The organism is Variovorax endophyticus, from assembly GCF_025376855.1.
Taxonomy (GTDB): domain Bacteria; phylum Pseudomonadota; class Gammaproteobacteria; order Burkholderiales; family Burkholderiaceae_C; genus Variovorax.
Genome location: NZ_JAHUTH010000042.1, coordinates 37241 through 62795, shown reverse-complemented (window position 1 = coordinate 62795; position 25555 = coordinate 37241). Strand labels below are relative to the sequence as shown.

The 25555-nt window shown below is 67.1% G+C and carries 24 protein-coding genes and 1 tRNA gene; 13 read left to right on the top strand and 12 right to left on the bottom strand.

Annotated features, from left to right (window positions below; translation table 11 throughout):
• From KV106_RS36405 to KV106_RS36375, 7 genes are all read left to right on the top strand, one after another.
• On the top strand, nt 1-1578 hold a 1578-nt coding region (locus KV106_RS36405; protein ID WP_261216725.1), incomplete at its 5' end, for a type VI secretion system tip protein VgrG.
• An 8-nt stretch (nt 1579-1586) separates the two neighbouring features.
• Nucleotides 1587-2030 carry a hypothetical protein gene (locus KV106_RS36400; protein ID WP_261216724.1) on the top strand — a complete coding sequence of 148 codons (444 nt, stop codon included), beginning with the start codon at nt 1587-1589 and terminating at the stop codon, nt 2028-2030.
• Nucleotides 2031-2044: 14 nt separating this feature from the next.
• The gene (locus tag KV106_RS36395) at nt 2045-2479 is read left to right on the top strand and encodes a DcrB-related protein (protein WP_057594923.1); all 435 of its coding nucleotides are present in this window, start codon (nt 2045-2047) and stop codon (nt 2477-2479) included.
• A gap of 34 nt (nt 2480-2513) precedes the next feature.
• Complete coding sequence (locus KV106_RS36390) at nt 2514-7070, top strand: RHS repeat-associated core domain-containing protein (RefSeq protein ID WP_261216722.1); 4557 nt, start codon at nt 2514-2516, stop codon at nt 7068-7070.
• The gene (locus tag KV106_RS36385) at nt 7067-7408 is read left to right on the top strand and encodes a hypothetical protein (RefSeq protein ID WP_261216719.1); all 342 of its coding nucleotides are present in this window, start codon (nt 7067-7069) and stop codon (nt 7406-7408) included. Before KV106_RS36390 ends, KV106_RS36385 begins: the two co-directional genes overlap by 4 nt.
• Before the next feature lie 135 nt (nt 7409-7543).
• A complete protein-coding gene (locus tag KV106_RS36380; protein ID WP_261216718.1) occupies nt 7544-8659 on the top strand; it encodes a hypothetical protein in 1116 nt (371 codons plus the stop codon).
• 256 nt (nt 8660-8915) lie between these two features.
• A complete protein-coding gene (locus tag KV106_RS36375) occupies nt 8916-9182 on the top strand; it encodes a hypothetical protein (RefSeq protein ID WP_261216716.1) in 267 nt (88 codons plus the stop codon).
• On the opposite strand, the gene KV106_RS36370 is transcribed toward KV106_RS36375, so the two are convergent.
• Both KV106_RS36370 and KV106_RS36365 read right to left on the bottom strand, forming a co-directional pair.
• Nucleotides 9179-9484, bottom strand: coding sequence for a hypothetical protein (locus tag KV106_RS36370; RefSeq protein ID WP_261216714.1), 306 nt, complete (start codon nt 9482-9484; stop codon nt 9179-9181). The two genes, KV106_RS36375 and KV106_RS36370, sit on opposite strands and share 4 nt — an antisense overlap.
• Nucleotides 9485-9649: 165 nt before the next feature.
• Nucleotides 9650-9982 (bottom strand): hypothetical protein, encoded by a 333-nt coding sequence (locus KV106_RS36365; RefSeq protein ID WP_261216713.1) that lies wholly within the window; start codon nt 9980-9982, stop codon nt 9650-9652.
• Nucleotides 9983-10237: 255 nt separating this feature from the next.
• Between KV106_RS36365 and KV106_RS36360 the strand changes: the two genes are divergently transcribed.
• Nucleotides 10238-11077, top strand: a complete 840-nt coding sequence (locus tag KV106_RS36360; protein WP_261216711.1) for an HNH endonuclease — start codon at nt 10238-10240, stop codon at nt 11075-11077.
• Nucleotides 11078-11102: 25 nt separating this feature from the next.
• On the opposite strand, the gene KV106_RS36355 is transcribed toward KV106_RS36360, so the two are convergent.
• The 7 genes from KV106_RS36355 to KV106_RS36325 form a co-directional block, all read right to left on the bottom strand.
• A complete protein-coding gene (locus tag KV106_RS36355) occupies nt 11103-11612 on the bottom strand; it encodes a DUF4124 domain-containing protein (protein WP_261216706.1) in 510 nt (169 codons plus the stop codon).
• A 57-nt stretch (nt 11613-11669) separates the two neighbouring features.
• Nucleotides 11670-11745 (bottom strand) — tRNA-Thr (locus KV106_RS36350).
• Nucleotides 11746-11770: 25 nt separating this feature from the next.
• Nucleotides 11771-12784 carry a class 1 fructose-bisphosphatase gene (locus KV106_RS36345; RefSeq protein ID WP_261216704.1) on the bottom strand — a complete coding sequence of 338 codons (1014 nt, stop codon included), beginning with the start codon at nt 12782-12784 and terminating at the stop codon, nt 11771-11773.
• A gap of 43 nt (nt 12785-12827) precedes the next feature.
• Nucleotides 12828-15545, bottom strand: a complete 2718-nt coding sequence (gene pepN / locus KV106_RS36340; RefSeq protein WP_261216703.1) for an aminopeptidase N — start codon at nt 15543-15545, stop codon at nt 12828-12830.
• Nucleotides 15529-16215 carry an HAD family hydrolase gene (locus tag KV106_RS36335; RefSeq protein WP_057594913.1) on the bottom strand — a complete coding sequence of 229 codons (687 nt, stop codon included), beginning with the start codon at nt 16213-16215 and terminating at the stop codon, nt 15529-15531. The genes pepN and KV106_RS36335 overlap by 17 nt, the downstream gene beginning before the upstream one ends.
• Nucleotides 16216-16264: 49 nt before the next feature.
• Nucleotides 16265-17369 (bottom strand): peptide chain release factor 2 gene (prfB, locus tag KV106_RS36330; protein ID WP_172705610.1). Its coding sequence is split into 2 segments (ribosomal slippage): nt 16265-17287 and nt 17289-17369, totalling 1104 coding nucleotides; the frame shifts between segments, so codons are not numbered across the junction.
• Nucleotides 17370-17550: 181 nt separating this feature from the next.
• Nucleotides 17551-18372: a MetQ/NlpA family ABC transporter substrate-binding protein gene (locus tag KV106_RS36325; RefSeq protein WP_261216701.1), complete on the bottom strand. Its 822-nt coding sequence runs from the start codon at nt 18370-18372 to the stop codon at nt 17551-17553.
• A 284-nt stretch (nt 18373-18656) separates the two neighbouring features.
• On the opposite strand from KV106_RS36325, the gene KV106_RS36320 reads away from it, so the two are divergent.
• From KV106_RS36320 to KV106_RS36305, 4 genes are read left to right on the top strand one after another with little or no spacing between them, the layout of a single operon-like run.
• Nucleotides 18657-19550, top strand: coding sequence for a methionine ABC transporter ATP-binding protein (locus KV106_RS36320; protein ID WP_057594910.1), 894 nt, complete (start codon nt 18657-18659; stop codon nt 19548-19550).
• The gene (locus KV106_RS36315) at nt 19543-20205 is read left to right on the top strand and encodes a methionine ABC transporter permease (protein ID WP_057594909.1); all 663 of its coding nucleotides are present in this window, start codon (nt 19543-19545) and stop codon (nt 20203-20205) included. The genes KV106_RS36320 and KV106_RS36315 overlap by 8 nt, the downstream gene beginning before the upstream one ends.
• 53 nt (nt 20206-20258) lie before the next feature.
• Nucleotides 20259-21083, top strand: a complete 825-nt coding sequence (locus KV106_RS36310; RefSeq protein ID WP_261216697.1) for a MetQ/NlpA family ABC transporter substrate-binding protein — start codon at nt 20259-20261, stop codon at nt 21081-21083.
• A 30-nt stretch (nt 21084-21113) separates the two neighbouring features.
• Entirely contained in the window at nt 21114-21485 is a 372-nt protein-coding gene (locus tag KV106_RS36305) for a hypothetical protein (RefSeq protein WP_261216695.1), read from the top strand.
• A 43-nt stretch (nt 21486-21528) separates the two neighbouring features.
• Here the strand turns inward: KV106_RS36305 and KV106_RS36300 are convergent, their stop codons facing one another.
• Entirely contained in the window at nt 21529-22887 is a 1359-nt protein-coding gene (locus KV106_RS36300; RefSeq protein ID WP_057594906.1) for an LLM class flavin-dependent oxidoreductase, read from the bottom strand.
• A 7-nt stretch (nt 22888-22894) separates the two neighbouring features.
• Nucleotides 22895-23713 carry a MetQ/NlpA family ABC transporter substrate-binding protein gene (locus KV106_RS36295; RefSeq protein ID WP_261216691.1) on the bottom strand — a complete coding sequence of 273 codons (819 nt, stop codon included), beginning with the start codon at nt 23711-23713 and terminating at the stop codon, nt 22895-22897.
• Nucleotides 23714-23821: 108 nt separating this feature from the next.
• Here KV106_RS36295 and KV106_RS36290 point away from each other — a divergent pair, with 108 nt between their 5' ends.
• A complete protein-coding gene (locus tag KV106_RS36290) occupies nt 23822-24520 on the top strand; it encodes an aspartate/glutamate racemase family protein (RefSeq protein WP_057594904.1) in 699 nt (232 codons plus the stop codon).
• Here the strand turns inward: KV106_RS36290 and KV106_RS36285 are convergent, their stop codons facing one another.
• Entirely contained in the window at nt 24521-25447 is a 927-nt protein-coding gene (locus KV106_RS36285) for an alpha/beta fold hydrolase (protein WP_261216685.1), read from the bottom strand.
• Nucleotides 25448-25555 lie beyond the last annotated feature (108 nt).

The window sequence follows — 25555 nt, the reverse complement described above, 5'->3', positions numbered from 1 at the left end:
GGCTACCTGATGAACCAGGGCTCGGAGGTGCAGCGCAGCTACGGCTTCGAGTTGCGCACCAACGAGTGGGGTTCGATCCGCGCCGACAAGGGCCTGCTGCTGACCACCTACACGCAGGACTTCACGCAGCGCGTGTCGCGCGACAACCCCGACGGCCACGAGCACATGGGCGCCGCGCTCGCGCAGAGCGGCGCGCTGATGCAGTCGGCCGGCCAGGCCATCGCCGCCACCAAGGCGCTGGTCGGCGCCATGGCCAAGGGCAAGGGCCAGCAGCTCATGGGACTGGTGCAGGGCGTGCAGTCGCTGGCCGGCGCGGCGCAGGCCGTGAGCGCGCTGGCTGGGGGCGATGCTTCCGACGAGGCCGGCGTCTCGGGCGATGCCGACCCCGCCATGGCCGATGCGCAGCGCATGCTCGACCTCTCGCGCAGGATCGACAAGCCCGTGGTCTCGATCGTGAGCCCCGAGGGCCAGACCATGATCAGCCCCAAGCCCATCGTCGTGAGCTCGGGCCAGAGCGTGTCGATGCGCTCGCAGTCGGCCATGACGCTCACCACCGGCGCGCAGCTCACGCAACTGGTGGCGGGCGGCATGCTGACGCAGATCGCCAAGGGCGGGCAGGTCAACGTGGTCTCGGGCGGCGACATCGTCTCGCATGCGAGCGAGGGCGCGATCAACCTCGTGGCCAAGACCGATGCCTCGGTGACCTCGACCGAGAGCAACGCCAACCTCGTGGGCCGCAAGTCGGTGCTGGTGCAGGCGGTGGACCAGGACGTGTTCGTGATGGGCAAGACCAGCATCTCGCTGATCTGCGGCAAGTCGTCGATCGTGCTGCTCGAGGACGGAACGATCCGGATCAGCGGCGTGAAGGGGCTGGTGAACTTCACGGAGGATCTGGATCAGCGGGGCGGGAAGATCTTTCTGAACTGCGAGGCGCCGGTGGGCGCAGCGCCGCCCGAGGCCACCGAAGAGGAACAGGCGCCCACCTTGCCCGCGGCGGCGGCGCCGGCGACACCGCAGAGCGCGGCCACCTCCGGTTCGCCCATCAAGTCCAAGGTTCTCGCCGAGCAGATGAAGAGGCTGAAGGATGCGAACTGGAAGATCGTCTATGGGCCGAGCGGCAAGGGCTCGCACACCAATCTGCAGACCAAACGGATCACGCTCGACAGCGACGTCAAGACGAACCCGGCGATGTTCCACGAGCACCTCGCCCACGAGCTCGGGCATGCGCTGTATCCGGGAAAAATCGATCTTCAATCAAAGGAGAGCTACATCGACAGCATGCTGATGTCGGAGGGCGCGGCACAGATGAACGAGATCAAGGTGCAACGCGAACTGCTGGCGATGGGCGCGGACGACATCAAGGCGACGACCAATCCCATTCACATGGCCATCTACAACGGCGCCTACGACAACGCCTTGAAAACGGGCGACACCGAATCGGCGATCCGGACCATGGGCACGATCTACGGCACCGGGAAGACTTCGACGACCCAGGAGTCCTACTACGACTACTACGCCAAGGGCTACCCCCAGGCCCTGAAGGCCATGTCTCAAAGCAATCCGAAGGGCCCGAAGTGAGCGCGGCGATGAACGGTCCGTCGTCTGCGTTGTCGTTGTGGAGCATGGTCGATGCCTTGTCCGCGCAGATTCCGTTCTCGGCGCCGGCCGTGGCGAGGCTTCTGCCGGGGCACTTGGCGGAAGCCTCGTCGGCCGATGACGAACCGTTCCGCTTCTTCGAGGGCGGGCCGATCCGCCTCGGCGATGGTGTCGAGATATCGAGCGTCGACCTGAGGATCCGGCGTGAACCCGGGCACCCCGGATTTCTCGTCATCGAGCTGCAGGGCCGCTGCGTCCCGCTCGAGGAGGTGAGGGCACGCCATCAGCTGCTGTCGCTCACCGGCGTGCCGCGCGGCCGTTCGCCCGAGGAGGCGATCACCCTCAGCGCCGAGACGACATGGGGACGGCTGTCGTTCGGCTTCAAGGAACGCCGCCGCGACTGCCTGGCCTACATCGTCTTCGCGCCCCACTGAACTGCAGGACGCCCATGCGCTATCACATCCAAGAAGGCCACTTCGACCTCCCCGACGACGGCCGCATCGACCGCTCGATGAACGTGCTCGCCATGCCCGACGGCAGCGGCGTCACCTTCATCGTCAGCCGCGACGCCTTGCGCGCGCACGAAACCCTGGCGCAGTTCGTCGAGCGCCAGATGAACGACCTCAAGCGCCAGGTGAGCCAGCTGCAGGAAACCTCGCGCAACCCCATCGGCGTGGGCCCCGCGATGCGCAGCCTGGCCGCCATCGAGATCGCCACCCGCTTCAGGCAGAACGGCCAGGCGCTGCACCAGCGGCAGGCCGCCTTTCAACTGCCCGACGGCCGCGCGGTGCTGATCCTCACCGCGAGCAGCCCCGAGCCCTTCGGCGAGAGCGAGCTCGCGCTGTGGCAGCGCACGCTCGCGAGCTTCCAGCCCAGGGACTGACGCGGCACCGCGCCCGCGTGCCTCGCCATCGACCATGCCCGGCCAACCCGCAGCGCGCCTGCACGACCCCATTGCCCACACCAACGCGCATGCGCGCTTCTGGGCCAAGTTCGCCGGCGGGCTGATCGGCGGCATCGCCGTGGGCTTCGCGGCCGGCGTGGCCGTGGCGGCCGTGGTCGGCACCGGCGGGCTCGCGGGGCCGCTGGTAGCGGGCGCGGTGGTGGTCGGCGCGCGCATGGCCGGCGGCTACGTGGGTGCGAGCATCGGCGAATCGATCGCCGATGCGCTGGTGCCCGAGACGCTCACCGTGACCGGCGCCATCACCAGCGCCTCGTCGGACGTGTTCGTCAACAGCAAGGCCGTGGGCGCGGCGCGGGCCTCGCCCGACATTCCGATGGACACCGTGAGCTGCTCGCGCGACTCGCCGCAGATCCTGCTGGCCGAGGGCGCCGAGACCGTGTTCATCAACCGCGGCGTGGCTTCGCGCAAGGACGACCACACCGAGTGCGGCGCCAAGGTCAGCGAAGGCTCGCCCAACGTCTTCATCGGCGGGCCGACCGCGCGCGTGCGCGAGGTGGCCGACGAGGTGCCGCTGATCTCGAAGGTGCTGGTGACCGTGTTCAACGTGGTCATGATCTATCGCGGCCTGCGCTGCCTGCCGAAGCTCGCGCGCCAGGGCCGCCAGGCATTGCCTTGCCTGATCGAGGGCGCGGTCGGCGTCGGCCTGGGCATCCATGGCCTGGTGAGCTCGTTCGGCAACCCGGTGCATGCGGCCACGGGCGCCAAGTTCCTCGGCGGCGAGGGCGAGCTCGATTTCAGCCTGCCGGGCCCGCTGCCGATCGCGTGGCAGCGCTTCTACAACAGCCGCGACCTGCGCCACGACGGACCGTTGGGGCAGGGCTGGAACCTGCCGTACTCGATGCTGCTGCGCCTGGGGCAGGGGCATGACGGGCAGCGGATGCTGACGCTCGTCGACCGGCAGGGTCGCGAGTTGCCGCTTCCCGACATTCCCGCCGGCTCGCGGCGCCATGACCCGTGCGAGGGCGTCGAACTGTGCCGAACCGAGAGCGGCCACTATTTCATCCACGTGCCCGGCGGGCTGTTCTACATCTTCGAGGCGCCGCCGGCCGATGCACCGACGGGTTGCACGCTCAGGCTGGCAAGGCTCGAGGACCGCAACGGCAACTTCATTGCATTGAGCCACGATGCATCGGGCCGGCTCGCCGAGATCGTCGACGGCACCGGTCGCCGCATTGTGCTCGAGCACGAGGAGCGCACGGGCGCCGCGCGGCTGTGCGCGGTGCACCTGGCGGCGGGTGCCCGCGGCGAGACGCCCGGCCTGCTGGTCGCCTACCGCCACGATGCCGAAGGCAGGCTGGCCGAGGTGAGGGACCGCGCCGGCGCCGCGACACGCCGCTTCGGCTACGACGGGCAGGGCCTGATGCGCTTCCATGCCGATGCGGCGGGCCTCGAATGCCACTACGAGTGGACCGGCGTGAATGCCGAGGCTCGCGTGCGCCGGCACTGGACCAGCGACGGCCGCCGCTACGAGGCGAGCTACGCGCCGCCGCGCGCAGGCCAGGCTCTCGGCGAAACTCGCGTCGTCGACAACCTCGGGCGCGTGCTGCTGTGGCAGTGGAACGACGCGCACCAGCTCGTTTCCCACACCAACGCGCAAGGCCAGCGCTGGCAGGCGCGCTATGACGAGCTGGGACTGCTGGCTACGCTCACCGAGCCCGATGGCGCGACCATGCGGTGCGACTACGACGCGCAAGGTTTTCCCTGCAGCCGCACCGATGCGTTGGGACGCACCTGGCGCACCGGCTGGACCGACTTCGGCCTGCCGTGGCACGAGACCCTGCCGGATGGCAGCGCCTGGACCTATGCCTACAGCGACGAAGGCAACCTCGTGCGCGAGACCGATCCGCTGGGGCATGTCACCGAGTACGCCTACGACCGGCGCGGCCTGCCCGTTCGCGTCACCGACCCCCATGGCGGCAGCCAGAAGCTGCGCTGGAACGAGCGGGCGCAGCTCGCGGCCTTCACGGACTGCTCGGGCAGCACCACGCGTTACGACTACGACGGCTGGGGCCACCTCGCGGCCGTGACCGACGCGCTCGGCCAGCGGACCCTGCTCGCGCACGATGCCAGGGGCCGGCTGCTGTCGGTGTCGCGGCCCGACGGCAGCCATCAGGGCTTCGAGCGCGACGCCGCGGGCCGCCTCGTGGCCGCGACCGACGCGCTGAGCCGCCGCACGCACTTCGTGCTCGGTCCGCGCGGCGAGCCGATGCTGCGGCGCGACGCGGAGGGCCGCCAGATCGCCTGGCACTACGACGCCGCCGGGCGGCTGCAGCGCCTGGTCAACGAGAACGGCCGTGCCTTCGAGTTCGTGCGCGACCAGGCCGACCGCATCGTCGAGGAGCGTCGCGTGGATGGCACGCGCGTGCAGACCGAACACGATGCCAACGGTCGCGTGGTGGCGGTGACGCACTGGCCCGGCATCGGCGACGAAGACCTTTCGCTCGACCCCGCCGCGCAGCCGCGCCGGATCGCGCGGCCGCTTCGCACCGAGCTGGTTCGCGACGCCGCGGGCCGCCTGCTCGAGAAACGCACCGCAAGCCATCGCTATCGCTACCGCTACGACCTGCTCGACAGGCTGGTCGAGGCGCTCAAGCTCGAGGTGGTGGAGGGCGAGGGCGCATCGGCCACGCTGCGCCCCCTGCATCGCACCTGCCTGGCCTACGACCGCCTCGGCCGCATCGTCAGCGAGATCGCCATCGACGAGCGCAGCGGCGAACGCCACGCACTGCAGCACGAGCACGATGCCTTCGGCAACCGCACGCGCACCGTGCTGCCCGCGCTGGATGGCGCGGGCGGCGCCAGCGGTGCGGACGACGGGCGACGCGTGCTCGACTACCTCCACTACGGTTCGGGCCACCTGCACCGGATCGACTTCTCGCACGAGTCCGCGGGCGAACCCGCGCGGCGACGTGTCGTGTGCGACATCGAGCGCGATGCCCTGCATCGCGAGGTGGCGCGCAGCCAGGGTGCGCTGTCGCTGCGCTTCGCGCTCGATCCGCTCGGGCGGCGCAGCGCGTCGTGGTGCCGGCCGGGCGCGCTGGCCGGCGCCTTCTCGACCGCCGACGAGGATTGGCGGCGTGCGATGGACAGTGTCGGCACCGCCGATGCGCGTGTGCTCGATGGCCTGATGAAGGAGTACCGGCACGATGCCGTGGGCGAGCTGCGCGGCAGCCGTCATTCCATAGAAGGCGCGACCGGCTACCGCTACGACGCGACCGGACGCATCGAGGAGCGCGTGCGCATCGTCGGCGGGGCGCAGCAGCCCGATCGCGCCGATCGCGGCGACCGGCACGAGCGCTTCGGCTACGACCCCGCGGGCAATCTGCTCGACGCCGCCGCGACCTTCGCGCCGCCGCAACTGCGCGACAACCTCGTGCGCGTGAGCGGTGCCCATCGCTACGTGTATGACGGCCACGGCCGCCTGGTCTGCAAGAAGTCGGGGCGGCACACCGAGCAGCGCTTCGACTGGGACGACGAGAACCGCCTCGCCGCCGTGCACACGACGCGGCGACCGCACACGCCCGAGGCGATCAGTCAGACCACCCGCTTCGACTACGACGCACTCGGGCGACGCGTGGCCAAGCGCGATGCCTTCGGGCACACGCGTTTCGTCTGGGAGGGCATGCGGCTCATCGAGGAGCGCCGTGGCGGGCAGGCCGTGGCCTACGTCTACGAGCCCGGCAGCTACGTGCCGCTCGCGCGCCTGGAGGCATCGCCGCCCGAGGCCGGCGGGCGGCACGGCGGGCGCATCCGCCACTTCCACACCGACACCGCGGGCCGGCCCGAGGAGTTGAGCGACGAGCAGGGCCGCCTCTGCTGGCGTGCCAGCTACCGGACCTGGGGCGCGACCGTCTCCGAGCACTGGGAACTCGCCACGCTCGATGGCCGGCCGGCGCTGTCCGCAATGCCACGGGACGACGATTCGCCGCGCATCGAGCAGAACCTGCGCCTGCAGGGGCAGTACCTCGACCGCGACACCGGCCTGCACTACAACACCTTCCGCTACTACGACCCCGACATCGGCCGCTTCATCGGCCCCGACCCGATCGGCCTGGCCGGTGGCATGAACCTGCATGCCTATGCGCCGAACCCCATCGCGTGGATCGATCCCTGGGGCCTCAACACCCTGGAGAAGGGCTCGCCGCTGCCCGATGCAGCCAAGGTGTATCGCGTAAGCACCGACGGCCCCTTCAACTTCGATTTCAACGCGCGCGAGCTCGATGCGATCGGCAAGGGCAAGCTCAATCCACCGGGCGTGTCGGTGATCCGCGCCAACAGCGCCGACGAGGCCATGGGCATCTGGAACAAGGCCTTTCCCAACCGCCCCGCGGCCAGCGTGGGCGAGATCGGCGCGGCCGACCTGCGCGCCACGGGCTTCGACGTGATTCACGACCCTTCCAAGGGCGCGCTGGGACAGAATCACGCCAGGCTGATCCATCCCGAGGGCGTGGATGGATTCAATGCGAACAAGGGAAAGCTGCTCAGCGCATTCAAGGGATGCGCAGGATGAACATGATCGACCACATCGTTTCGCGCCGCGGCGGCGAGGTGTACGCCACCGTCGAATTCCTTCCGGACGAGAAGATCGACTTCTTCTTTCACGGGCGCTTGCTGCGCAACGACTTCCCCGCGGAGCTGCTCGCGCTCGTCGCCGAATACGAGGGCATCGTCGAGGACATGGTGTTCTCGCTCGTCGACGAGGTCGAGGAGAGGATCTACGCCTTTGACCTCGGGTTGCGCGAGATGGGCGTGGGAGTTTTCAATCTCTCGATAGGCACGCATGGCGAGATCTCGTTCTTCACGAAATACCCGACTGGCAGCGGCTTCAAGGACCGGTATCCGGGTTGAGGCGCAAGCAGTAGACGACGAATAGCTGCGTCTACACTCGTTCCAAACAAAGCTTTCGGCCGCCGGGAGACGGTCGATAGCGACTCGTGCGCTGCGCGAGCTTCCGCAATTTCCGGAGGGATTGGGATGAGGTCAGTGAAGGCGAAGCAGGAGCTGGTTCATCGGATTCGGCTGAACGAGGCCTCGGGGAACGCGCTTCCGAAGCAAGGGCTTGCGAAGTACCTGTCCTTGTTTGCCGAATACGTCGTTCGGAATCCAGTGGCCCTCGCCACATCCGCGGCACTCACGCTCGGAGGATTGCTTCTTCTGGGGTTCTTTCTTCGCATTGGGTTCATGCCGGATGTCGATCTGGCGGGGTCCATGGCACTGCTTTTTGCCGCAGCTCTTGTGGGCATCGGCACTCTGATCGCGCTGATACTGGCCACCGTCCTACCCGGCGTGAGCATGCGCTACCTGCTTGATGACGCGAAGATCCCGGTGAACTGGTCTTCGGTGCTGGCTACGGCCGGACCTGCTGTCTTGTCGATCACCCTTGCGGTCTTGTCGCCGTTGATGCTTGAGCCGGCAAAGAGACCGAGCATCTGGGTGATTTCCCTGGGTTGTTGGGCGATCGCGCCCATCTTGGGAATCAGTTTGATCTGGTTCGCTCAACGCCGTGCGACGCCATTCACTTGGCGTGCGCAACTTCAGAAGATATGGCCCTTTTTTGTGTCCAGTGTCCTGTGGACCCTGGGACTTTTCCAGGTCTTGCAGGCAGCCATTTACATGGGAGTGGACAGCCCTCATCCGCAGGTCCTCACGATCGTTCTTCTTGCGGTCTGGCTTCTTCTGATCGGGGCGATCAATTTGTTCATGACGCGGATACCGCTGCGGGTATCGCTGATCGTCGGGCCTATCGCAGGGATTTTTAGCTTGGCTGTCTTGGCTCTCCTCACAAGCAGCTATTCGACGGTGTCGGCAACGACGATGAGGATGCTCGGCATCGGCGACATCCCCAGCACCAACCTGCTCCTCACAGCTGATACCTGTCAAGCATTGAGCGCGGCACCGGGCACACTGCATTGCGAAGCCTTGCCCGATAAAGCGACGGCGGGAGTACTCAAGGACGTCACCATCCTCTCGCGCATCGGTTCGAACGTCGTCGTCGAAGGCCAGATTCCCAAAGCAGATCCAACGCAACCGCGGCCGCGTTTGATCCTTCGCAAAGAGGCCGTGATCGCGTGGACCATGCCCGGCACCAAGGGCCGCTGACCTGGCAACAACCGCGCGCTCCTGCGCGTTCTTGTTCTTGTCACGGTCGTGCCACTGAATTCGACCGGCCCACAATTGTTCACTTCCAAGGGCTGGCCTTGCCCGCCTTCTCTGCCTACATTCCAAGGGGTCACGCCCCGCGCAAGCTCCCTTGGCAAGCGCGAAGGCGAGGCACAAAAGGCGACGGCCGAGGTGCGCTAACACCCCGGCCGTCTAACCAAGTGACGTGCATTACTTTGGAAAGGCAGCACACCAAATGGCTGAAGAGATTATGGCCGGCGCCCCCGCGCCTTCCGCGTTCATCCCGCCCACAACGCCGGACGCATTCGATCTACTCGAGAACAAGTTGTCTCAGCTGCATGCGCTGCTGAGCAGTTGCTACGGCATGGGCAGCGACTGGTTCGAGGAGATAGGCCCGAGGCGGCGCGACATGATGTTGTGGATCGCCTCGGACCCCACGCGCGACGCTGAATCCCTTCTGCAGGAGGTGGCGCCTCAGGTGCTGCGGGCCTCAGGCGCCTAGAGGCCGAACACCGCGACCGTCGCCCAGAACGCTAACCATCCTGCGCCGAAGGCTATGAGCGACATGCCTAACAAGAAGGCAAGCAAGTAGCCGAGCCGCTTCGGTCCAGACACGGCACGGGGCACGCACCATCCGTAAATCGCCACGGCCCACGCCAGCAGAAAGACGAGCGATCCCGCAGCGATGCTGCCTGACACAGGCACGATCTCTCGCCGGTCGAGCCATGTGACGCCGAGGTTGAGCAAGGGAATCGCGGCCGCCCACAGAAAAACGTTGAGAGCGAGTCGCGAGCCGATGGTCATCTGATCGCCTCAGCACGCCGACATAGGAGTCTCTCGTCCTGGAGCTTGGTATCCGGGTATGGGAACGAGTGACGCATGGCCCATCATGCGCTCACGTGCGGGTCTGACGCACAGAGGTCGCGGTTGCGACCCGAGGTGCCGTTTAGGTGGCCGCGATCGACGTGCTCAGCAGCCCAGGCGCTGCTTGATCTCTCGCAAGCGCAGCGAGTGGGCTGAGTGAAATTCCGGCCCCGAATCTTCTTTGGATGCGCCGCGATAGCTGATTGGCCCGATGTCGTCGTTCGAGGCGCGCGGCCCCGTGTGGCAGGCCGGCGAGCAGTAGCGGCAGCCGTTGACCTGCCGATAGAACGCCCGCGCCGTTTCCATCGCCGAGCGGCAGTCTTCGTGCCAGTCGAGCGACAGCGTGTTCACCGGATGCGGCCAAAAAATGCACCCCTGTGCGTGTACCTCATGGTCGCCATTGAGTTGTGCGGTCTTGTTGACGCAGTACTGTGGCATTTCGATCCTCTTGGCCCCTTTGCTTGGGGAGGATCGTAGGAGGGAGAGGCGGGGAGGTGAACGTCACTCCGGGTGATTGACATTTGTCGCGGGAGTGTTCACGAACCTTAACGTCAAGCGGGCCTGAGGTACGCGACCGCAATGCCTCAAGGGGGCGATGCGTAGGGGGTTGCCTCGAGGTTGGAAAGGTTTGGTTAACGTATATTCATAAACGTTATCAACCTTCTCTGCCACGAGTCGCCGCCGTAGAAAGACGTGTCTGTGCCCGATCCAAGCCATGTGTCGCCGTCTTTTGTGGTCGGTGAAATCTACGACCGACGATCCGAGCTTCACAAACCTTATGGCGGAGGCTGGCAAAGCGGCATCTCTTCGTCTTCGCTCTATCCGTTGATTTTCTTGTTCGCGGGGCACAGCGGTACCCGTCATGGATACGCCGATCGTCCAGAGGACGACGGCACGTTTCTCTATACGGGCGAGGGACAGCGCGGTGACATGAAGATGACGCGTGGCAACCTAGCGATCCTGCAGCACTCAATGAACGCGAAGGCGCTCCATCTCTTCCGCACGTTGAAGAAGGGGGCGCAGCGTTACGTCGGCGAGTTTGTCTATGGCGGGCACGAGTGGATCGTGAAGCCAGACACGGATGGCTTGGATCGAAACGCGATTGTTTTCAGGCTGGTGCCTATCGGCCATCTGGAGCATCGAGAACTCCTGGATGAGATGGATGCGTCGGAGGATGTCTCGTTGGAAGAGGCACGACGTAGAGCGATTGCTGCGGCCAAGGTCGATGGCTCGGCCAACAGTAAGAGTGGATCGCGGGCAGTCTATGAACGCAGCCGCACGGTTCGAGACTACGTTCTGTTGCGTGCTGCTGGGCGATGCGAGCTCTGTGAGCAGCCCGCGCCGTTCAAGCGCAAGAGTGGAGCTCACTACCTGGAGCCTCATCACACCACCCGTGTGTCAGACGGGGGCCCTGATCACCCGCGATTCGTTGCAGCACTGTGCCCGACATGCCATCGTGAGGTGCACTACGGTGAGCACGCCAAGCTAAAGAACGATGGGTTGATCGAGAAGCTGCGCACCATCGAGCCTTAATGAGGTCTCGATTGCCTTGCGAGTGTTAGCACTTCAAATCAAAGAAGCGCTTGCGCGCCTTGTAGAGCTCTACATCTGCTCTGGCCTTCGCTTCGGCCTTCGCCTGGTTTGCATCGGCTTCGAGCGAAGGCATTAGGCGATCAAGATGGCTACATTGCACTTGATCACTCGCCGAAAGGTTCACGCGGCGACGGGCGACGTTCATATCCTCGTGCGAGCGCCCGTGTAAGGGGCGCAGGGCGTTGTCGAACTGACGATGAAACTCGTCTTGCTGAACTTCGCGGCCCTTGCGAGAGCTCCCGCCCATCTTGTCCATGCCTTGGGTCGGCGTTGCGTCGATGACTTTCGCGCCTACACAGGGAGCGTCTGAGTAAGAGACTTTGCCGTTTGCCTCGCATCGGTAGACCTTGGGCTGGGCGTAAGCCGACGAAGCGCTGAGCAGATGCAGGGCGACGGCGATGACACCGACGAAGAGCCCGCCCTTGGGCAAAGAGGTGTGAAACACGCGCGTCATATGAATCGAGCTACGAGACATGAGGCTGCCACAAGGAAAAAAGCCCCGCTATCTTTTCAATAGCGGGGCTTTCTAGATTGGTGCCGGAGAGATGAATCGAACACCCGACCTTCTCATTACGAATGAGCTGCTCTACCGACTGAGCTACACCGGCGAAGCCTTCGATTATAGCGAGGTTTTCAGTCCTTTTGAGCGTGGTACTGGGTCAAACGCTCGACTTCGTTTCGCGAACCCAACATCACGCTGACGCGCTCGTGCAGCTTGGTGGGCTGCAGCTCCAGGATGCGCTGCTTGCCGTTGGTGGCGGCGCCGCCGGCCTGTTCCACCAGCCAGCTCATGGGGTTGGCCTCGTACATCAGGCGCAGCTTGCCGGCCTTCTCGGGCTCGCGCTTGTCCCAGGGGTACATGAAGACGCCGCCGCGCATCAGGATGCGGTGCACGTCGGCCACCATGCTGGCGATCCAGCGCATGTTGAAGTCCTTGCCGCGCGGGCCTTCCTTGCCGGCCAGGCATTCGTCGATGTAGCGCTTCACGGGCTCGTCCCAGTGGCGCATGTTGCTCATGTTGATCGCGAATTCCTTGGTGTCGGGCGGAATCTGGATGTCTTCCTGCGTCAGCACGAAGCTGCCCTGCTCGCGGTCGAGGGTGAACATGGCGACGCCGTTGCCCACGGTCAGCACGAGGGTGGTCTGCGGGCCGTAGATGCAGTAGCCGGCGGCCACCTGCTGGGTGCCGGCCTGGAGGAAGTCGCCCTCCTGCACGCCGGGGTGGCCCTCGGGCTTCTTGAGCACGCTGAAGATGGTGCCGATGCTGACGTTGACGTCGATGTTGCTGCTGCCGTCGAGCGGGTCGAACATGAGCAGGTACTCGCCCTGCGGGTAGCGGTTGGGCACGACGTAGATGCTGTCCATCTCCTCGCTGGCCATGGCGGCGAGGTGGCCGCCCCATTCGTTGGCCTCGATCAGCACCTCGTTGGCGATGATGTCCAGCTTCTTCTGGATCTCGCCCTGCACGTTCTCGCTCTCGGCGGTGCCGAGCACGCCGCCCAGGGCGCCCTTGTTGACGGCCTGGCTGATGCTCTTGCAGGCACGGGCCACCACTTCGAGCAGCAGCCGCAGCTGGCCGGGGATGAGGCCGTCGGCGCGCTGCTGTTCGACGAGGTAGCGGGTGAGGGAAATCTTCTGTTGAGCCATGAGGGTTCTTCGGTTTCTCTTCGATGCGTTGCTTGGGTGCGGATCAGCTGCCGGCCAGGGCGCGGGTCACGACCTCGTGGGTGTCCTTGCTCAGGTCGGGCTTGGCGGCCACGCGCGCGATGGCTTCGCGCGCGGCGCTGCGGTAGGGCTCGGCGAGCTTGCTCCAGCGGTCGAGGGCGCGCGCGAGGCGGGCGGCCACCTGGGGGTTGAGGGCGTCGAGCTCGATGACGCGCTCGCTCCAGAACACGTAGCCGGCGGCGTCGGGGCGGTGGAACGCGCCGGGGTTGGCGCTGCAGTAGCTGAAGATGACGCTGCGCGCGCGGTTGGGGTTCTTCAGCGAGAAGTCGGGGTGCTTCATGAGCTGCTTCACCAGCGGCAGGATGTCGCCGCCGCGGTCGCTGGCGCCGGCCTGCAGCGAGAACCACTTGTCGATGACCAGGGCCTCGTTCTTGAACAGGGCATGGAAGCGCGCGAGCGCCTGCGCGGCCAGGGTGTGGCCCGAGGAGACGAGGGCGTTGAGCGCGTTGAAGCGGTCGGTCATGTTGCCCGCGTCCTTGAAGCGCTGCAGGGTCTTGCCGGGCCAGACGGTGTCGCCCGACGAGCGCGCGGCCAGGCACAGGAAGTTGAGCGCCATGCCGGCCAGGGCGCGGCGGCCCGAGCTCAGCGGATCGGGGCTGTAGGCGCCGGTGTCGTGGTGCGCTTCGTAGGCCTGCTGCCAGTCGCCGAAGAGGGCGGTGGCGAGCTGGGCGCGCATGGCTTCGCGCACGAGGTGCACGCGCTGCGGGTCGACCACGTCGAGCTGCTCGGCGATGTAGGTTTCCGACGGCAGGGTGAGCACCAGCTCCTTGAAGGCCGGGTCGAGCTGCGGATGGCGCAGCACGCTGCGCATGGCCTCGAGGTAGGCCTCGCCGAGCACCGGGGTGGTGTCGGTGGCCAGCGCGGCGATGCCCTGCAACGCGGCGCGCAGGCCCAGGCGCTGGCCGGCTTCCCAGCGGTTGAAGGGATCGGGGTCGTTGGCCAGCAGGGTCAGCAGCTGGGCGTCGCTGTACTCGAAGTCGAGGATCACCGGCGCGCTGAAGCCGCGCAGGATCGAGGGCACGGGCTCGGCGTCGAGGTTGGTGAAGGTGAACTGCTCGCCGGCGCGCGACAGCACCAGGGTGCGGGTGCCGGCGCTGCCTTCGGCATCGCCCTCGAGCTGCACGGGCAGCTCGCGGCCGCTGGCGTCGAGCAGGCCGAGGTTGAGCGGAATGACGAACGGTTCCTTGTTGGGCTGGCCCGGGGTGGGCGGGCAGCTCTGCAGCACGCTCAGGGTGTAGCTGCGGTTGGCGCTGTCGTACACGCCGCTGGCTTTCAGGCGCGGGGTGCCGGCCTGGCTGTACCAGCGCTTGAACTGGGGCAGCAGGCGCGCGAGTTCCGAATCGGGGTTGGCGTCGGCGATGGCCTGGGCGAAGTCGTCGCAGGTCACGGCTTGGCCGTCGTGGCGCTCGAAGTACAGGGTGATGCCCTTCTCGAAGCCCTTGCGGCCCACCAGGGTCTGCATCATGCGCACGACCTCGGCACCCTTCTCGTAGATGGTGACGGTGTAGAAGTTGCTGATCTCGATGTAGCTGTCGGGCCGCACCGGGTGGGCCATGGGGCCGGCATCCTCGGGGAACTGGGCGGTGCGCAGCACGCGCACGTCTTCGATGCGCTTGACGGCGCGCGCCGAGGCGTCGGCGCACAGGTCCTGGCTGAACTCCTGGTCGCGGAAGACGGTGAGGCCTTCCTTCAGCGAGAGCTGGAACCAGTCGCGGCAGGTCACGCGGTCGCCCGACCAGTTGTGGAAGTACTCGTGGCCGACCACGCTCTCGATGTTGCTGTAGTCGGCGTCGGTGGCGGTGGCCTGGTTGGCCAGAACGTACTTCGTGTTGAAGATGTTCAGGCCCTTGTTCTCCATGGCGCCCATGTTGAAGTCGCTGGTGGCCACGATCATGAAGCGGTCGAGGTCCAGCGGCAGGCCGAAGCGGGCCTCGTCCCACAGCACCGAGTTGATCAGCGAGTTCATCGCGTGCTCGGTCTTGTCGAGGTCGCCGGCGCGCACGTACACCTGCAGCAGGTGTTCCTTGCCGCTGCGTGCCTTGATGCGCTGCTCGCGCGCCACCAGCTTGCCCGCGACCAGCGCGAACAGGTAGCTGGGCTTCTTGAAGGGGTCGACCCACTTGGCGAAGTGGCGGCCCTCGGGCAGGTCGCCGTGCTCGACCAGGTTGCCGTTCGACAGCAGCACCGGGTAGGCGGCCTTGGCGGCGCGCAGGGTGACGGTGTACATCGCCATCACGTCGGGCCGGTCGAGGAAGTAGGTGATGCGGCGGAAGCCCTCGGCCTCGCACTGCGTGAAGAAGGTGTCCTCGCTCACGAACAGGCCCATCAGCTTGGTGTTCTTGATGGGGCAGCAGGTGGTGAAGAGCTCGAGCTCGAACGAGCCTTCTTCCGCCGCGGGCAGGCCGTCCAGCACGAGCTGGTCGCCTTCCATGCGGAACGAGGCGCCCTGGCCGTTGACCAGCACGCGCGCGAGGTTGAGCTCGTCGCCGTCCAGGCGCAGCGGCTGCGCCGGCACGTCGGGGTTGCGGCGCAGGCGCATGCGGTTGAGCACGCGGGTCTTGGCCGGGTCGAGGTCGAAGGTGAGGTCGACGGTGTCGATCCAGAAGGCCGGCGGTGCGTAGTCTTCGCGGCGGATGGCGTTCGGTGCGGCTTGGGCACCGCTGAAATCAGGCAGCAACGGCATCGAGGGTCTCCAGAAAATTCGAATGGGCGAGTTCGTTGTAGTCGCGCACGGCGGCGATCACGTGGGGGCCGGCGAGTTCGGCGGCGCTGTGGGTGCTGCACACGGCCACGGCGCGCATGCCGCCGCGGCGCGCGGCCTCGATGCCGAAGGGGGCGTCCTCGAACACGATGCAGCGTTCGGGCGCCACGCCGATGCGGCGCGCGGCCTCGAGAAAGATGGCGGGCGTGGGCTTGCCGCTGAAGCCTTCGTCGCCGCCGACGATGGCCAGCGGCAGCGGGTCCATCTTCAGGCGCGACATGGCGAACTCGATGTTGTGGCGGTCGCCCGCGGTGCCCACGGCCACCTTCAGGCCGCGCGCGACGGCGGCCCTGGCGAAGGCGGTGAAGCCGGCGACTTCGGTGAAGTTGTCGCTGAACATCGCGCGGTAGATCTCTTCCTTCTCGTGCACCAGCGCCTGGCACTCGTCATCGGACAGCTCGCGCTCGAACAGCTCGCGCATGCACTCGGCGCCGGTGCGGCCCGTGGTGCGCGCGAGGATGTCGCTCACGTCGAGCACCAGGCCGTGGCGCGCCACGAACTCGACCCACGAGCGCGCATGCCAGGGCATGGAGTCGATCATGGTGCCGTCCATGTCGAAGATCAGGGCTTCGACCTTGCCGTTGAGGTTCATGCGGGGCTGCGCGGGTGGTTGCGGTGGTGACGAAAAGGAGGAGGCGGGATCAGACGCCCTGCTTGAGCGAGGCTTCGATGAACACGTCGAGGTCGCCGTCGAGCACCTTCTGGGTGGCCGAGATCTCGACGTTGGTGCGCAGGTCCTTGATGCGGCTGTTGTCCAGCACGTAGCTGCGGATCTGGTGGCCCCAGCCCACGTCGGTCTTGCTGTCCTCGAGCTTCTGCTGCTCTTCCATGCGCTTGCGCATCTCGTGGTCGTACAGGCGCGAACGCAGGCGCTTCCACGCCACGTCGCGGTTGCTGTGCTGGCTGCGGCCGTCCTGGCACTGCACCACGATGCCGGTCGGGATGTGCGTGAGGCGCACGGCCGAGTCGGTCTTGTTGATGTGCTGGCCGCCCGCGCCGCTGGCACGGAAGGTGTCGGTGCGCACGTCCGCCGGGTTGATCTCGATCTCGATGGAGTCGTCGATCTCGGGGTAGACGAAGATGCTCGCGAAGCTGGTGTGGCGCCCGCCCGAGGAGTCGAACGGCGACTTGCGCACGAGGCGGTGCACGCCGGTCTCGGTGCGCAGCAGGCCGAAGGCGTAGTCGCCCTCGACCTTGATGGTCGCGCTCTTGATGCCGGCGGTGTCGCCCGGGGTCTCGTCCTCGAGCTGGATCTTGAAGCCCTTGCGCTCGGCGTACTTGGTGTATTGGCGCAGCAGCATGCTGGCCCAGTCGCAGGCCTCGGTGCCGCCGGCGCCGGCCTGGATGTCGACGAAGGCGTTCAGCGGGTCGGCCGGGTTGTTGAACATCCGGCGGAACTCGAGCTGCTTGATGTCGGTTTCGAGCGTGGCGGCGTCATCGGCGATGGCCTGCAGGCCGTCGACGTCGCCTTCTTCCTTCGACATCTCGTAGAGCTCGGTGTTGTCCGCGAGGCCGCTGGTGAGGCGGTCGAGCGTGACGACGACGTCGTCGAGCGACTTCTTTTCCTTGCCCAGCTCCTGGGCCTTCTTGGGGTCGTTCCAGACGTTGGGATCTTCGAGCGATGCGTTGACCGTCCTCAGACGTTCGGCTTTGGCATCGTAGTCAAAGATACCTCCGGAGATCCACGGTCCGGGCGCTCAGGTCCGCAAGCGTTGCGCCGATCTGGTTGATTTGTTCTGCGTCCATGGGGTGGTCCTGACTGTGTGGGTTGGCGAGGGGAGGAGAGGCGTGCCCTCCAGGGAACCCGCCATTTTCTCACGGGTGGCGGATGACCCCATGGGCAGTGCCATTCCAGTGCCGCCAAAGGCGAAAAGCCCCCTGGGCGCGGCGCGCGCAGGGGGCCGGGAGGGCGCGTGGGGCGGCGGCGTCAGAACGCGGGAACCAGCGCGCCCTTGAACTGCGTCTCGATGAAGCTCCTGACCTCGGGCGACTGGTAGGCCGCCACGAGGCGTTTGGCCCAGGGCTTGTCCTTGTCGGCGCGGCGCACGGCGATCAGGTTGGCGTAGGGGCCCTTGGGCGATTCCTTGATGACGGCGTCCTTGTTGAACGAGAGGCCGGCCTTCTCGGCGTAGTCGTTGTTGATGGCGGCGATCGCGAGGTCGTCGAGCGAGCGCGGCAGCTGCGCGGCGTCGAGCGGCACCAGCTTGAGCTTCTTGGGGTTGGTCACCACGTCGAGCGGGGTGGCGGTGTTGTTCTTCACGGCCTCGGGTTTGAGCGTGATCAGGCCGGCCTGCTGCAGCAGCAACAGCGCGCGGTTGCCGTTCGACGGGTCGTTCTGGATGCCGACCGCGGCGCCCTCGGACAGCTGGTCGATGCTCTTGAGCTTCTTCGAATAGAAGCCCAGCGGCGCGGTGATGGTCAGGCCCACGGGCACGAGGTCGAAGCCGCGCGCCTTGATCTGGTTGTCGAGGAAGGGCTGGTGCTGGAAGGCGTTGGCGTCGAGGTCGCCGGCCGCGAGCGCGGCATTGGGCAGCTGGTAGTCGTTGAAGACCACGACCTGGACCGTGAGGCCGTCCTTGGCGGCGACCTTCTTCACCACCTCGAAGATCTGCTCGGCGTTGCCGACCGAGATGCCGACCTTGACGGTGTTCTTGTTGTCCTGGGCCTGGGCGCCGCCGGCGATGCCGCCGAGGAGGGAAGCCGCCAGGGTGGCGGCAAGGAGGCCGCGGCGGCGAAGGATGCTGTGCATGGTTGGGGTGGCGCTGCGCGCTCGAAAAAGAAAGGCGCGAATGTGGCAGCAGGCGGGCGCGATGGGAACGAACCAATGCGCATATCCATATGGGAGCCCTTGCTCGCTTTATGGTGTATGTGGTTGAAGGTTGGCGCCTTCTTATGTGATTTCGGGAATAAGCATCGCCCGATTTGTTCGTTCCCTTTCGATGCCTTTCTTTTCATACTCGCCACCTTTTTGCGAATCCGTGGCCGGTGTTCCTGTTGGCGGCCGCGCGCATCCGTTCCTTGGTTCCCCCAGACATGAGCAACCCATCGTCCGACCCGGCCCGCGGCAGCGCGGAACCGGTCATCCGCCTCCAGTCGGTGCAGAAGTCCTTCGCGCTGCCCAGCGGCGAGGTCTTCGACGCCGTGCAATCGCTGTCGCTCGACATCCAGCAGGGCGACGTGTTCGGCCTGATCGGCAAGAGCGGCGCCGGCAAGTCGACCCTTCTGCGCCTGATCAACCTGCTCGAGCGGCCCGACGCGGGCCGCGTGCTGGTCGGCGGGCGCGACCTGACGACGCTGTCGCGCCGCGAGCTGCGCGACACGCGCCAGAACATCGGCATGATCTTCCAGCAGTTCAACCTGCTGCAGAACGCCACGGTGTTCGACAACGTGGCCTTCCCGCTGAAGATCCACGGCCGCCACTCGCGCGCCGAGATCGACGCCCGGGTGCGCGAATGCCTGGCGCTGGTGGGCCTGTCGGAAAAGATCGACACCTACCCGGCCCAGCTCTCGGGCGGCCAGAAGCAGCGCGTGGCGATCGCCCGCGCGCTGGCGCCGCGCCCGCAGGTGCTGCTGTGCGACGAACCGACCTCGGCGCTCGACAGCGAGACCACGCGCTCGCTGCTGGAGACGCTGCGCGACATCAACCAGAAGATCGGCGTGACCATCGTGATCGTGACGCACGAGCTGTCGGTGGTGGAGGTGCTGTGCCGCAACGTGGCGATCCTCGAGAAGGGCCGGCTGGTCGAGCAGTTCGAGGTCGATGCCGCGCCGAGCGAGGCGCGCAAGACCGCGCTGGGCCGCGAGATCGACGAGCTGGTGCGGCGCCGCGAACGCGATGCACGCGAAGCGCGCGAGGCTGGCGAAGCCGCCTCGGCCAGCGCCCCGGTTGCCACGCAACGCAGCGCGCTGGAGGTGGCCTATGTTTGAGAACATCGCCCCCATCCTTCCCGAGCTCTGGGTCGCCACCGGCCAGACCTTCATGATGCTGGCCATCGGCCTGTCGGCCGCGGTGCTGATCGGCGGGCCGCTGGGCATCCTGCTGTTCCTGCTCGGCCCGGGCCAGTCGCTCGCCAACCGGCCCGCGTTCCTGATCCTGAACTGGCTCGTGAACACGGTGCGCTCCTTCCCCTTCATCATCCTGCTGGTGGCGCTGGTGCCGTTCACGCGCGTCATCGCGGGCACCTCGATCGGGCCGCTGGCCGCGGCGGTGCCGCTGTCCTTCGCGGCCATTCCCTATTTCGCGCGGCTGGTCGACCAGTGCCTGCGCGAGGTGCCGCGCGGCGTGATCGAGGCGGCCCATGCGATGGGCGCCTCGGAGCTGCAGATCGTCTGGCGCGTGCTGGTGGTCGAGGCCCGCTCGGGCCTGGTGCTGGCGCTCACGGTGCTCGCGGTGAGCTTCCTCTCCTACTCGGCGATCGCCGGCGTGGTGGGCGGCGGCGGCATCGGCGACCTGGCCATCCGCTACGGCTACTACCGCTTCCAGACCGACGTGATGGTGCTCACCGTGGCGCTGCTCGTGGTGCTGGTACAGATCCTGCAGTTCGTCGGCAACACCGCGGCGCGCAGGCTCGACAAGCGTTGATTCGTTTCTTCTCCCGTTCCCTTTTTTCTTTCTTTCCTGCAAAGCCTTCCGTCATGACCACCGCACTGCTGCGCCGTTCCGTCCTCGCCCTGTCCCTCGCCGCGCTGTCGCTCGGCGGCCTCTCGCTGCCGGCGCAGGCGCAGGACGCCAAGAAGAACCTCACGATCGGCGGCACCGCCGGCTCGAACATCGACCAGCTCAAGCAAGGCATCGTGCCGATCCTCGAGAAGAAGGGCTACAAGGTGAAGCTGGTCGAATTCAACGATTACGTACAGCCCAACCTGGCGCTGGCCCAGGGTTCGCTCGACGCCAACTTCTTCCAGCACCAGGTCTACCTGAAGAAATTCGCGGCCGACCAGAAGCTGGACCTGGCCGAGCTGGTGCAGGGCCCGATCGCGCCACTGGGCGTGTACTCGACCAAGCGCAAGACGCTGGCCGACCTGAAGGACGGCGACCGCGTGACGCTGCCGAACGATCCGAGCAACCTGGCGCGCGCGCTGGTGCTGCTGGAGCAGAACAAGCTGATCACGATCAAGCAGGGCGTGGATCCGCTGCGCGCTTCCGAGAAGGACGTGGCCGACAACCCCAGGAAGCTGAAGTTCATTCCGCTCGAGGCTGCACAATTGCCGCGCTCGCTCGGCGACACCGAGTACGCGATCATCAACGGCAACTTCGCGATCTCCTCGGGCCTGAAGCTCACCGAAGCGGTGGTGCTCGAGAAGACGCCCGACTACTACCTGAATGTCGTGGCCGTGAAGACCGCGGACAAGAACACCGCCTGGGCCAAGGACCTCGTGGAGGCCTACCACTCGAAGGAGTTCAAGGCGGTGGTCGACACGAAGTTCCAGGGCTACGCGAAGCCCAGCTTCCTGCAATAAACCAACTACTTTTCTGAGAGGGACCTTCCCATGCCCGTGCTGGCCGTGTTCGATGCGCAAGCGAGCTGGAGCGACACCCATGTGTGCGACGGCTGGATCACCGACCGGCTGGCCGCGCAGGGCGTGCGATGGGGGCGCGAGGACGCTCCCGCGCCGCTCGCGGGCGAGGAGGTTCGCGTGCTCGGGCAGGCCGGGTTGTTCTACGTGCCCGAGGGCGAGGGCTATCTGGGCCTGCTGCTCGAGGCCGGCGAATGGGTCGCGCTGCCGGTGGGGCAGGCCCGGGTGTTCTTCGACGACGGCGAGGGCGCGGACGATGCGCTGCCGCATGCGGCGCTGCCGGGCTTCGAGGCCTTCGTCGAAGAGGTGCTGTCGTTGACGGGGAACGACGCCGACGAGGGCTGAGGCCCGCCGCCGCTCCCCTGGGCGGCGTTTCTCCTTCTTCTTTCTAAGCCGCCAGGCGCTGCGCCGTCCGTCCTTCGGGCCGCGCCAGCCCCAGGTGATCGCGCAAGGTACGCCCCTCGTACTCGGTGCGGAACAGCCCGCGCTTCTGCAGGATCGGCACCACCCCGTCGACGAAATGCTCGAGCCCGTGCGGCAGCGCATCGGGCATCAGGTTGAAGCCGTCGGCCGCGCCGCCCTTGAACCAGTGCTCGATGTCGTCGGCGATCTGCTCGGGTGTGCCCACGATCACGCGGTGGCCGCCGCCTCCCGCGAGCTCGCGGATCAGCTGGCGCACCGTGTAGCCATGGGTGCGGCCGGCCGCCACCACCGCATTGAAGAAGGTGTGGTTGCCGTTGCCATTGCCGGGCAGCGGCAGGTTCTCGGGCAGGCGCTCGTCGAGCTTCAGGCGATCGGGCGTGATGCCCAGCGTGCCCGCGATGCGCGTGAGGCTGTAGTCCCAGGGGATCAGGTCGACCAGCTCGTCGCGGCGGCGCAGCGCCTCGGCCTCGGTGCCGCCGACGATGGTGGTGAGGCCCGCGAGCACCTTCACCGCGTCGGGGCCGCGGCCCAGCTCGGCCGCGCGGGTCTTGAGGGCGCGCGCATAGGCCAGCGATTCCTCGAAGGACTGCGAGGCCGAGAACACGGCCTCGGCATGGCGCGAGGCGAGCTCGCGCCCGTCGGCCGAGGCGCCGGCCTGTACCAGCACCGGATGGCCCTGCGGCGCGCGCGGTAGGTTCAGCGGGCCCTGCACCGCGAAGTGCTCGCCGCGGTGCGCGATGGGGTGCACCCTGGTGGCGTCGACGAAGCTGCCCGTGGCCTTGTCGCCGACAAAGGCGCCGTCTTCCCAGCTGTCCCACAGCGCCTTCACGATGTCGGCGAACTCCGAGGCGCGTGCGTAGCGCTTCGCATGGTCGGGCGTGGCCTCGAGGCCGAAGTTGCGCGCCGAGGGCAGGTCGGCCGTGGTCACCATATTCCAGCCGGCGCGGCCATTGCTCACGTGGTCGAGCGTGGAGAAGCGGCGCGCGATGTTGTAGGGCTCGTTGTAGCTGGTCGAGGCGGTGGCGATCAGTCCGATGTGGGTGGTGGCCGCGGCCACGCAGGCCAGCAGGATGGTGGGCTCGAGCGCGGTGATCGGGCGGAAGTGGATCTGGTCGACGATGGCCGCGTTGTCGGCCAGGAAGATCGCGTCGAGCTTGCCCGCTTCCGCGATCCGTGCGGTGCGGATGTAGTGCTGGATGTCGGCGAAGGCCCGGGGGTCGGCCTCGGGCAGGCGCCAGGCCGAGGGCACGAAGCCCGAGTGCAGGATGTTGACGTTCAGGTGCAGCCGCCGGGGAGGCGCGCCGCGGGTGGTGGAGCCGCTCATCGGTCGATCACTTCGAGAAGTAGTCGGGCAGCCGGTAGCCGGCCCACACGGGATTGGCGAGGAAGACGCGCTGGAACTCGGCCGACTGGTAGGCCGCGACGATGTCCTTCGCGAACTTCGCGTTCTCGTTGCCGCGCTTGACCGCCACCACGTTGACGTAGGGCAGGGTCATGTCCTCGAGCTTGAGCGCCTCGGTGAGCTTGAGGCCCGAGGCGACGGCGAAGTTGCCCTGCACGGCCGCGAGGTCGGCGTCGGCCAGCGAGCGCGGTGCCTGGGCGGCATCGAGCGGCACCAGCTTCAGGCGCTTTGGGTTGCTCGAGATGTCTCGCTCGGACACGCTCAGCGGGTTCACGCCGGTCTTGAGCTGCACCCAGCCGATGGCCGCGAGGATGTTGAGCGCGCGCGCCGCGTTCACCGGGTCGGCCGGCAGCGTGACGGTGGCGCCGTCGGGCACGCTGGCCAGCGACTTGTGGCGCTGCGAATAGAGGCCCATCGGCGGCGTCGGCACGTGGACGATCGGCACCAGATCGAAGTTCTGCTGCTGGTTGGTGGCGTTGAGGTAGAGCGTGTGCTGGAAGATGTTGGCGTCGATCTGGCCGCGCTCGACGGCGTCGTTGGGCTGCACGCCCTGGCTGAATTCGACGTACTTGACGGTGTAGCCGAGCTTGGCGAGCTGGGGCTCGATGCCCTTGGTGAAGGCGTCGCGGTACGGGCCCGGCATGAAGCCGACGCGCAGGTCGGCGGCCTGAGCCGCGGCCGCGAGGCCCAGCGTGAGGGCGAGGCCGCCGGCCAGGGCCAGGCGGCGGGAAAGGGCGAAAGGGCGCATGAGAGAGGGGCTCCAGAACTGAACCGGGCACTCTAGGAGCCGCTGCCGCGCGCGCGAACGAATATTCGCAAGCTTGCATATGCGGACAGCGGTCATAGGATCGCTGGCATGACCCAACACATCGGAATCGTGGGCTGCTCCGCCGAAGGCGCGGCCCTTTGCTACAAGACCATCTGCGTGGAGGGTGCCGCGCTGCTCGGGCCCCATGCGCATCCCGAGGTGTCGATGCACACGCCCTCGCTCGCGGACTACGTGCGCTGCCTCGATGCGGGCGACGTGGCCGGCGTGGGCGAGCTGATGCTCGCTTCGGCGCGCAAGCTGCAGGCCGCGGGTGCCGACTTCCTGATCTGCCCCGACAACACGATCCACCAGGCCTTCGAGTACGTGGCGCCGCGTTCGCCGCTGCCCTGGCTGCACATCGCCGAGGTGGCCGCCGACGAGGCCGTGCGGCGCGGCTTCCGGCGCATCGGCATCACGGGCACGCGCTGGCTGGTCGACAGCGAGGTCTATCCGTCCAGGTTCGCGGCGCGCGGCCTCGAGTACCGCCGGCCGAACGCGCAGGAGCGCGACGAGACCGGGCGCGTGATCATGGACGAGCTGGTCAACGGCATCTTCAGCCCCGAGGGCGTGGCGAGCTTCCAGCGCGTGATCGAGCGCATGAAGGTAGAGGAGGGCTGCGACGCGGTGGTGCTGGGTTGCACCGAGATCCCGCTGATCATCGGCGATGCGAACTCGGCGCTGCCGACGCTCGATTCGACGCGGCTGCTGGCGCGCGCGGCGTTGCGGCGCGCCGTGCAGCAGGCCTGACTAGGTAAGGAAATCCTCGATCAGCTTCGCCACCCGCTGCGGCTGGTCGTGGTGCAGCATGTGGCCGGCATCGGCCAGCTGCTCGATGCGCACCGAGGGCACCGAAGCCAGCCGCTGGTGGAATTCCTCGAGCGTGTAGCGGCTCTTCCACCAGCCCTGCAGGCTGTCGTCGGCGGCCTCGATCATCAGCGTGGGCGCGGCAATGCGCGCATAGAGCGCGCGCACCTCGTCGACGCGGAAGATGTTGGCGTTGACGACCTTGTGCGCGGCCTCGCCGAGGATCTGCCAGCGCGCGCTGCCATCGGGCTGAACGCGGCTGGCCGACCAGTGGCTCGCGAGCCAGTCGGCCTTGTCCTGCGACAGGCGCGGGTTGGTCTTCATGAGCCGGCGCGCCACGCCGTCGACAGCCGAGTAGCCGGCGAGCTCGAGTTCGCCGCGGTGCAGCCGCTTGAGCTCGTCGATCCACTGGCCGTAGCGCGCGGGCGCTTCCTCGGGCTGGCGCGCGGGCATGCCGAAGCCCTCGAGGTTGACCAGCCGGCGGATGCGCTCGGGCCGCACGCCCGCGTAGTGCATGACGACGTTGCCGCCCATGCTGTGGCCCACGAGGTCGACCGGGCGCGCCGATTCGCCTTCGCCCGCGTAGTGGTCGAGCAGCCATTCGAGGTCGGCCAGGTAGTCGGGCAGCCAGTAGTTGTCGACCCCGCCGCCGTCGGTGAGGCCGAAGCCGCGCCAGTCGGGCGCGACGATGAAGCGCTCCTCGGCCAGCGCGTCGACCACGAACTGCCAGGAGGCGGCCACGTCCATCCAGCCGTGCACCAGCACCAGCGGCGGCCGCTCGGCCGAGGGCTGGCCCCAGAGGCGCACGTGGTAGCGGAGGTTGCGCACGGGCACGAATTCGCTGCGCGAGGGACGGAGGGCGTGGTACATGGCTCCGATGATAAGGAGCCGGGTCGATGCGCACAGTCCGCCAGACGACAGTGGCGTGACGGCCGCGCCGCTCGGGTTTGGCGCCGCCGCCAGCGCGCCGCGAAGCCC

Coding starts and splice junctions, on each gene's coding strand:
- KV106_RS36400 (WP_261216724.1), top strand. CDS start 1,587: ATGAACGGTCCGTCGTCTGCGTTGTCGTTGTGGAGCATGGTCGATGCC.
- KV106_RS36395 (WP_057594923.1), top strand. CDS start 2,045: ATGCGCTATCACATCCAAGAAGGCCACTTCGACCTCCCCGACGACGGC.
- KV106_RS36390 (WP_261216722.1), top strand. CDS start 2,514: ATGCCCGGCCAACCCGCAGCGCGCCTGCACGACCCCATTGCCCACACC.
- KV106_RS36385 (WP_261216719.1), top strand. CDS start 7,067: ATGAACATGATCGACCACATCGTTTCGCGCCGCGGCGGCGAGGTGTAC.
- KV106_RS36375 (WP_261216716.1), top strand. CDS start 8,916: ATGGCTGAAGAGATTATGGCCGGCGCCCCCGCGCCTTCCGCGTTCATC.
- KV106_RS36370 (WP_261216714.1), bottom strand. CDS start 9,484: ATGACCATCGGCTCGCGACTCGCTCTCAACGTTTTTCTGTGGGCGGCC.
- KV106_RS36365 (WP_261216713.1), bottom strand. CDS start 9,982: ATGCCACAGTACTGCGTCAACAAGACCGCACAACTCAATGGCGACCAT.
- KV106_RS36355 (WP_261216706.1), bottom strand. CDS start 11,612: ATGTCTCGTAGCTCGATTCATATGACGCGCGTGTTTCACACCTCTTTG.
- KV106_RS36345 (WP_261216704.1), bottom strand. CDS start 12,784: ATGGCTCAACAGAAGATTTCCCTCACCCGCTACCTCGTCGAACAGCAG.
- pepN (WP_261216703.1), bottom strand. CDS start 15,545: ATGCCGTTGCTGCCTGATTTCAGCGGTGCCCAAGCCGCACCGAACGCC.
- KV106_RS36335 (WP_057594913.1), bottom strand. CDS start 16,215: ATGAACCTCAACGGCAAGGTCGAAGCCCTGATCTTCGACATGGACGGC.
- KV106_RS36325 (WP_261216701.1), bottom strand. CDS start 18,372: ATGCACAGCATCCTTCGCCGCCGCGGCCTCCTTGCCGCCACCCTGGCG.
- KV106_RS36320 (WP_057594910.1), top strand. CDS start 18,657: ATGAGCAACCCATCGTCCGACCCGGCCCGCGGCAGCGCGGAACCGGTC.
- KV106_RS36315 (WP_057594909.1), top strand. CDS start 19,543: ATGTTTGAGAACATCGCCCCCATCCTTCCCGAGCTCTGGGTCGCCACC.
- KV106_RS36310 (WP_261216697.1), top strand. CDS start 20,259: ATGACCACCGCACTGCTGCGCCGTTCCGTCCTCGCCCTGTCCCTCGCC.
- KV106_RS36305 (WP_261216695.1), top strand. CDS start 21,114: ATGCCCGTGCTGGCCGTGTTCGATGCGCAAGCGAGCTGGAGCGACACC.
- KV106_RS36300 (WP_057594906.1), bottom strand. CDS start 22,887: ATGAGCGGCTCCACCACCCGCGGCGCGCCTCCCCGGCGGCTGCACCTG.
- KV106_RS36295 (WP_261216691.1), bottom strand. CDS start 23,713: ATGCGCCCTTTCGCCCTTTCCCGCCGCCTGGCCCTGGCCGGCGGCCTC.
- KV106_RS36290 (WP_057594904.1), top strand. CDS start 23,822: ATGACCCAACACATCGGAATCGTGGGCTGCTCCGCCGAAGGCGCGGCC.
- KV106_RS36285 (WP_261216685.1), bottom strand. CDS start 25,447: ATGTACCACGCCCTCCGTCCCTCGCGCAGCGAATTCGTGCCCGTGCGC.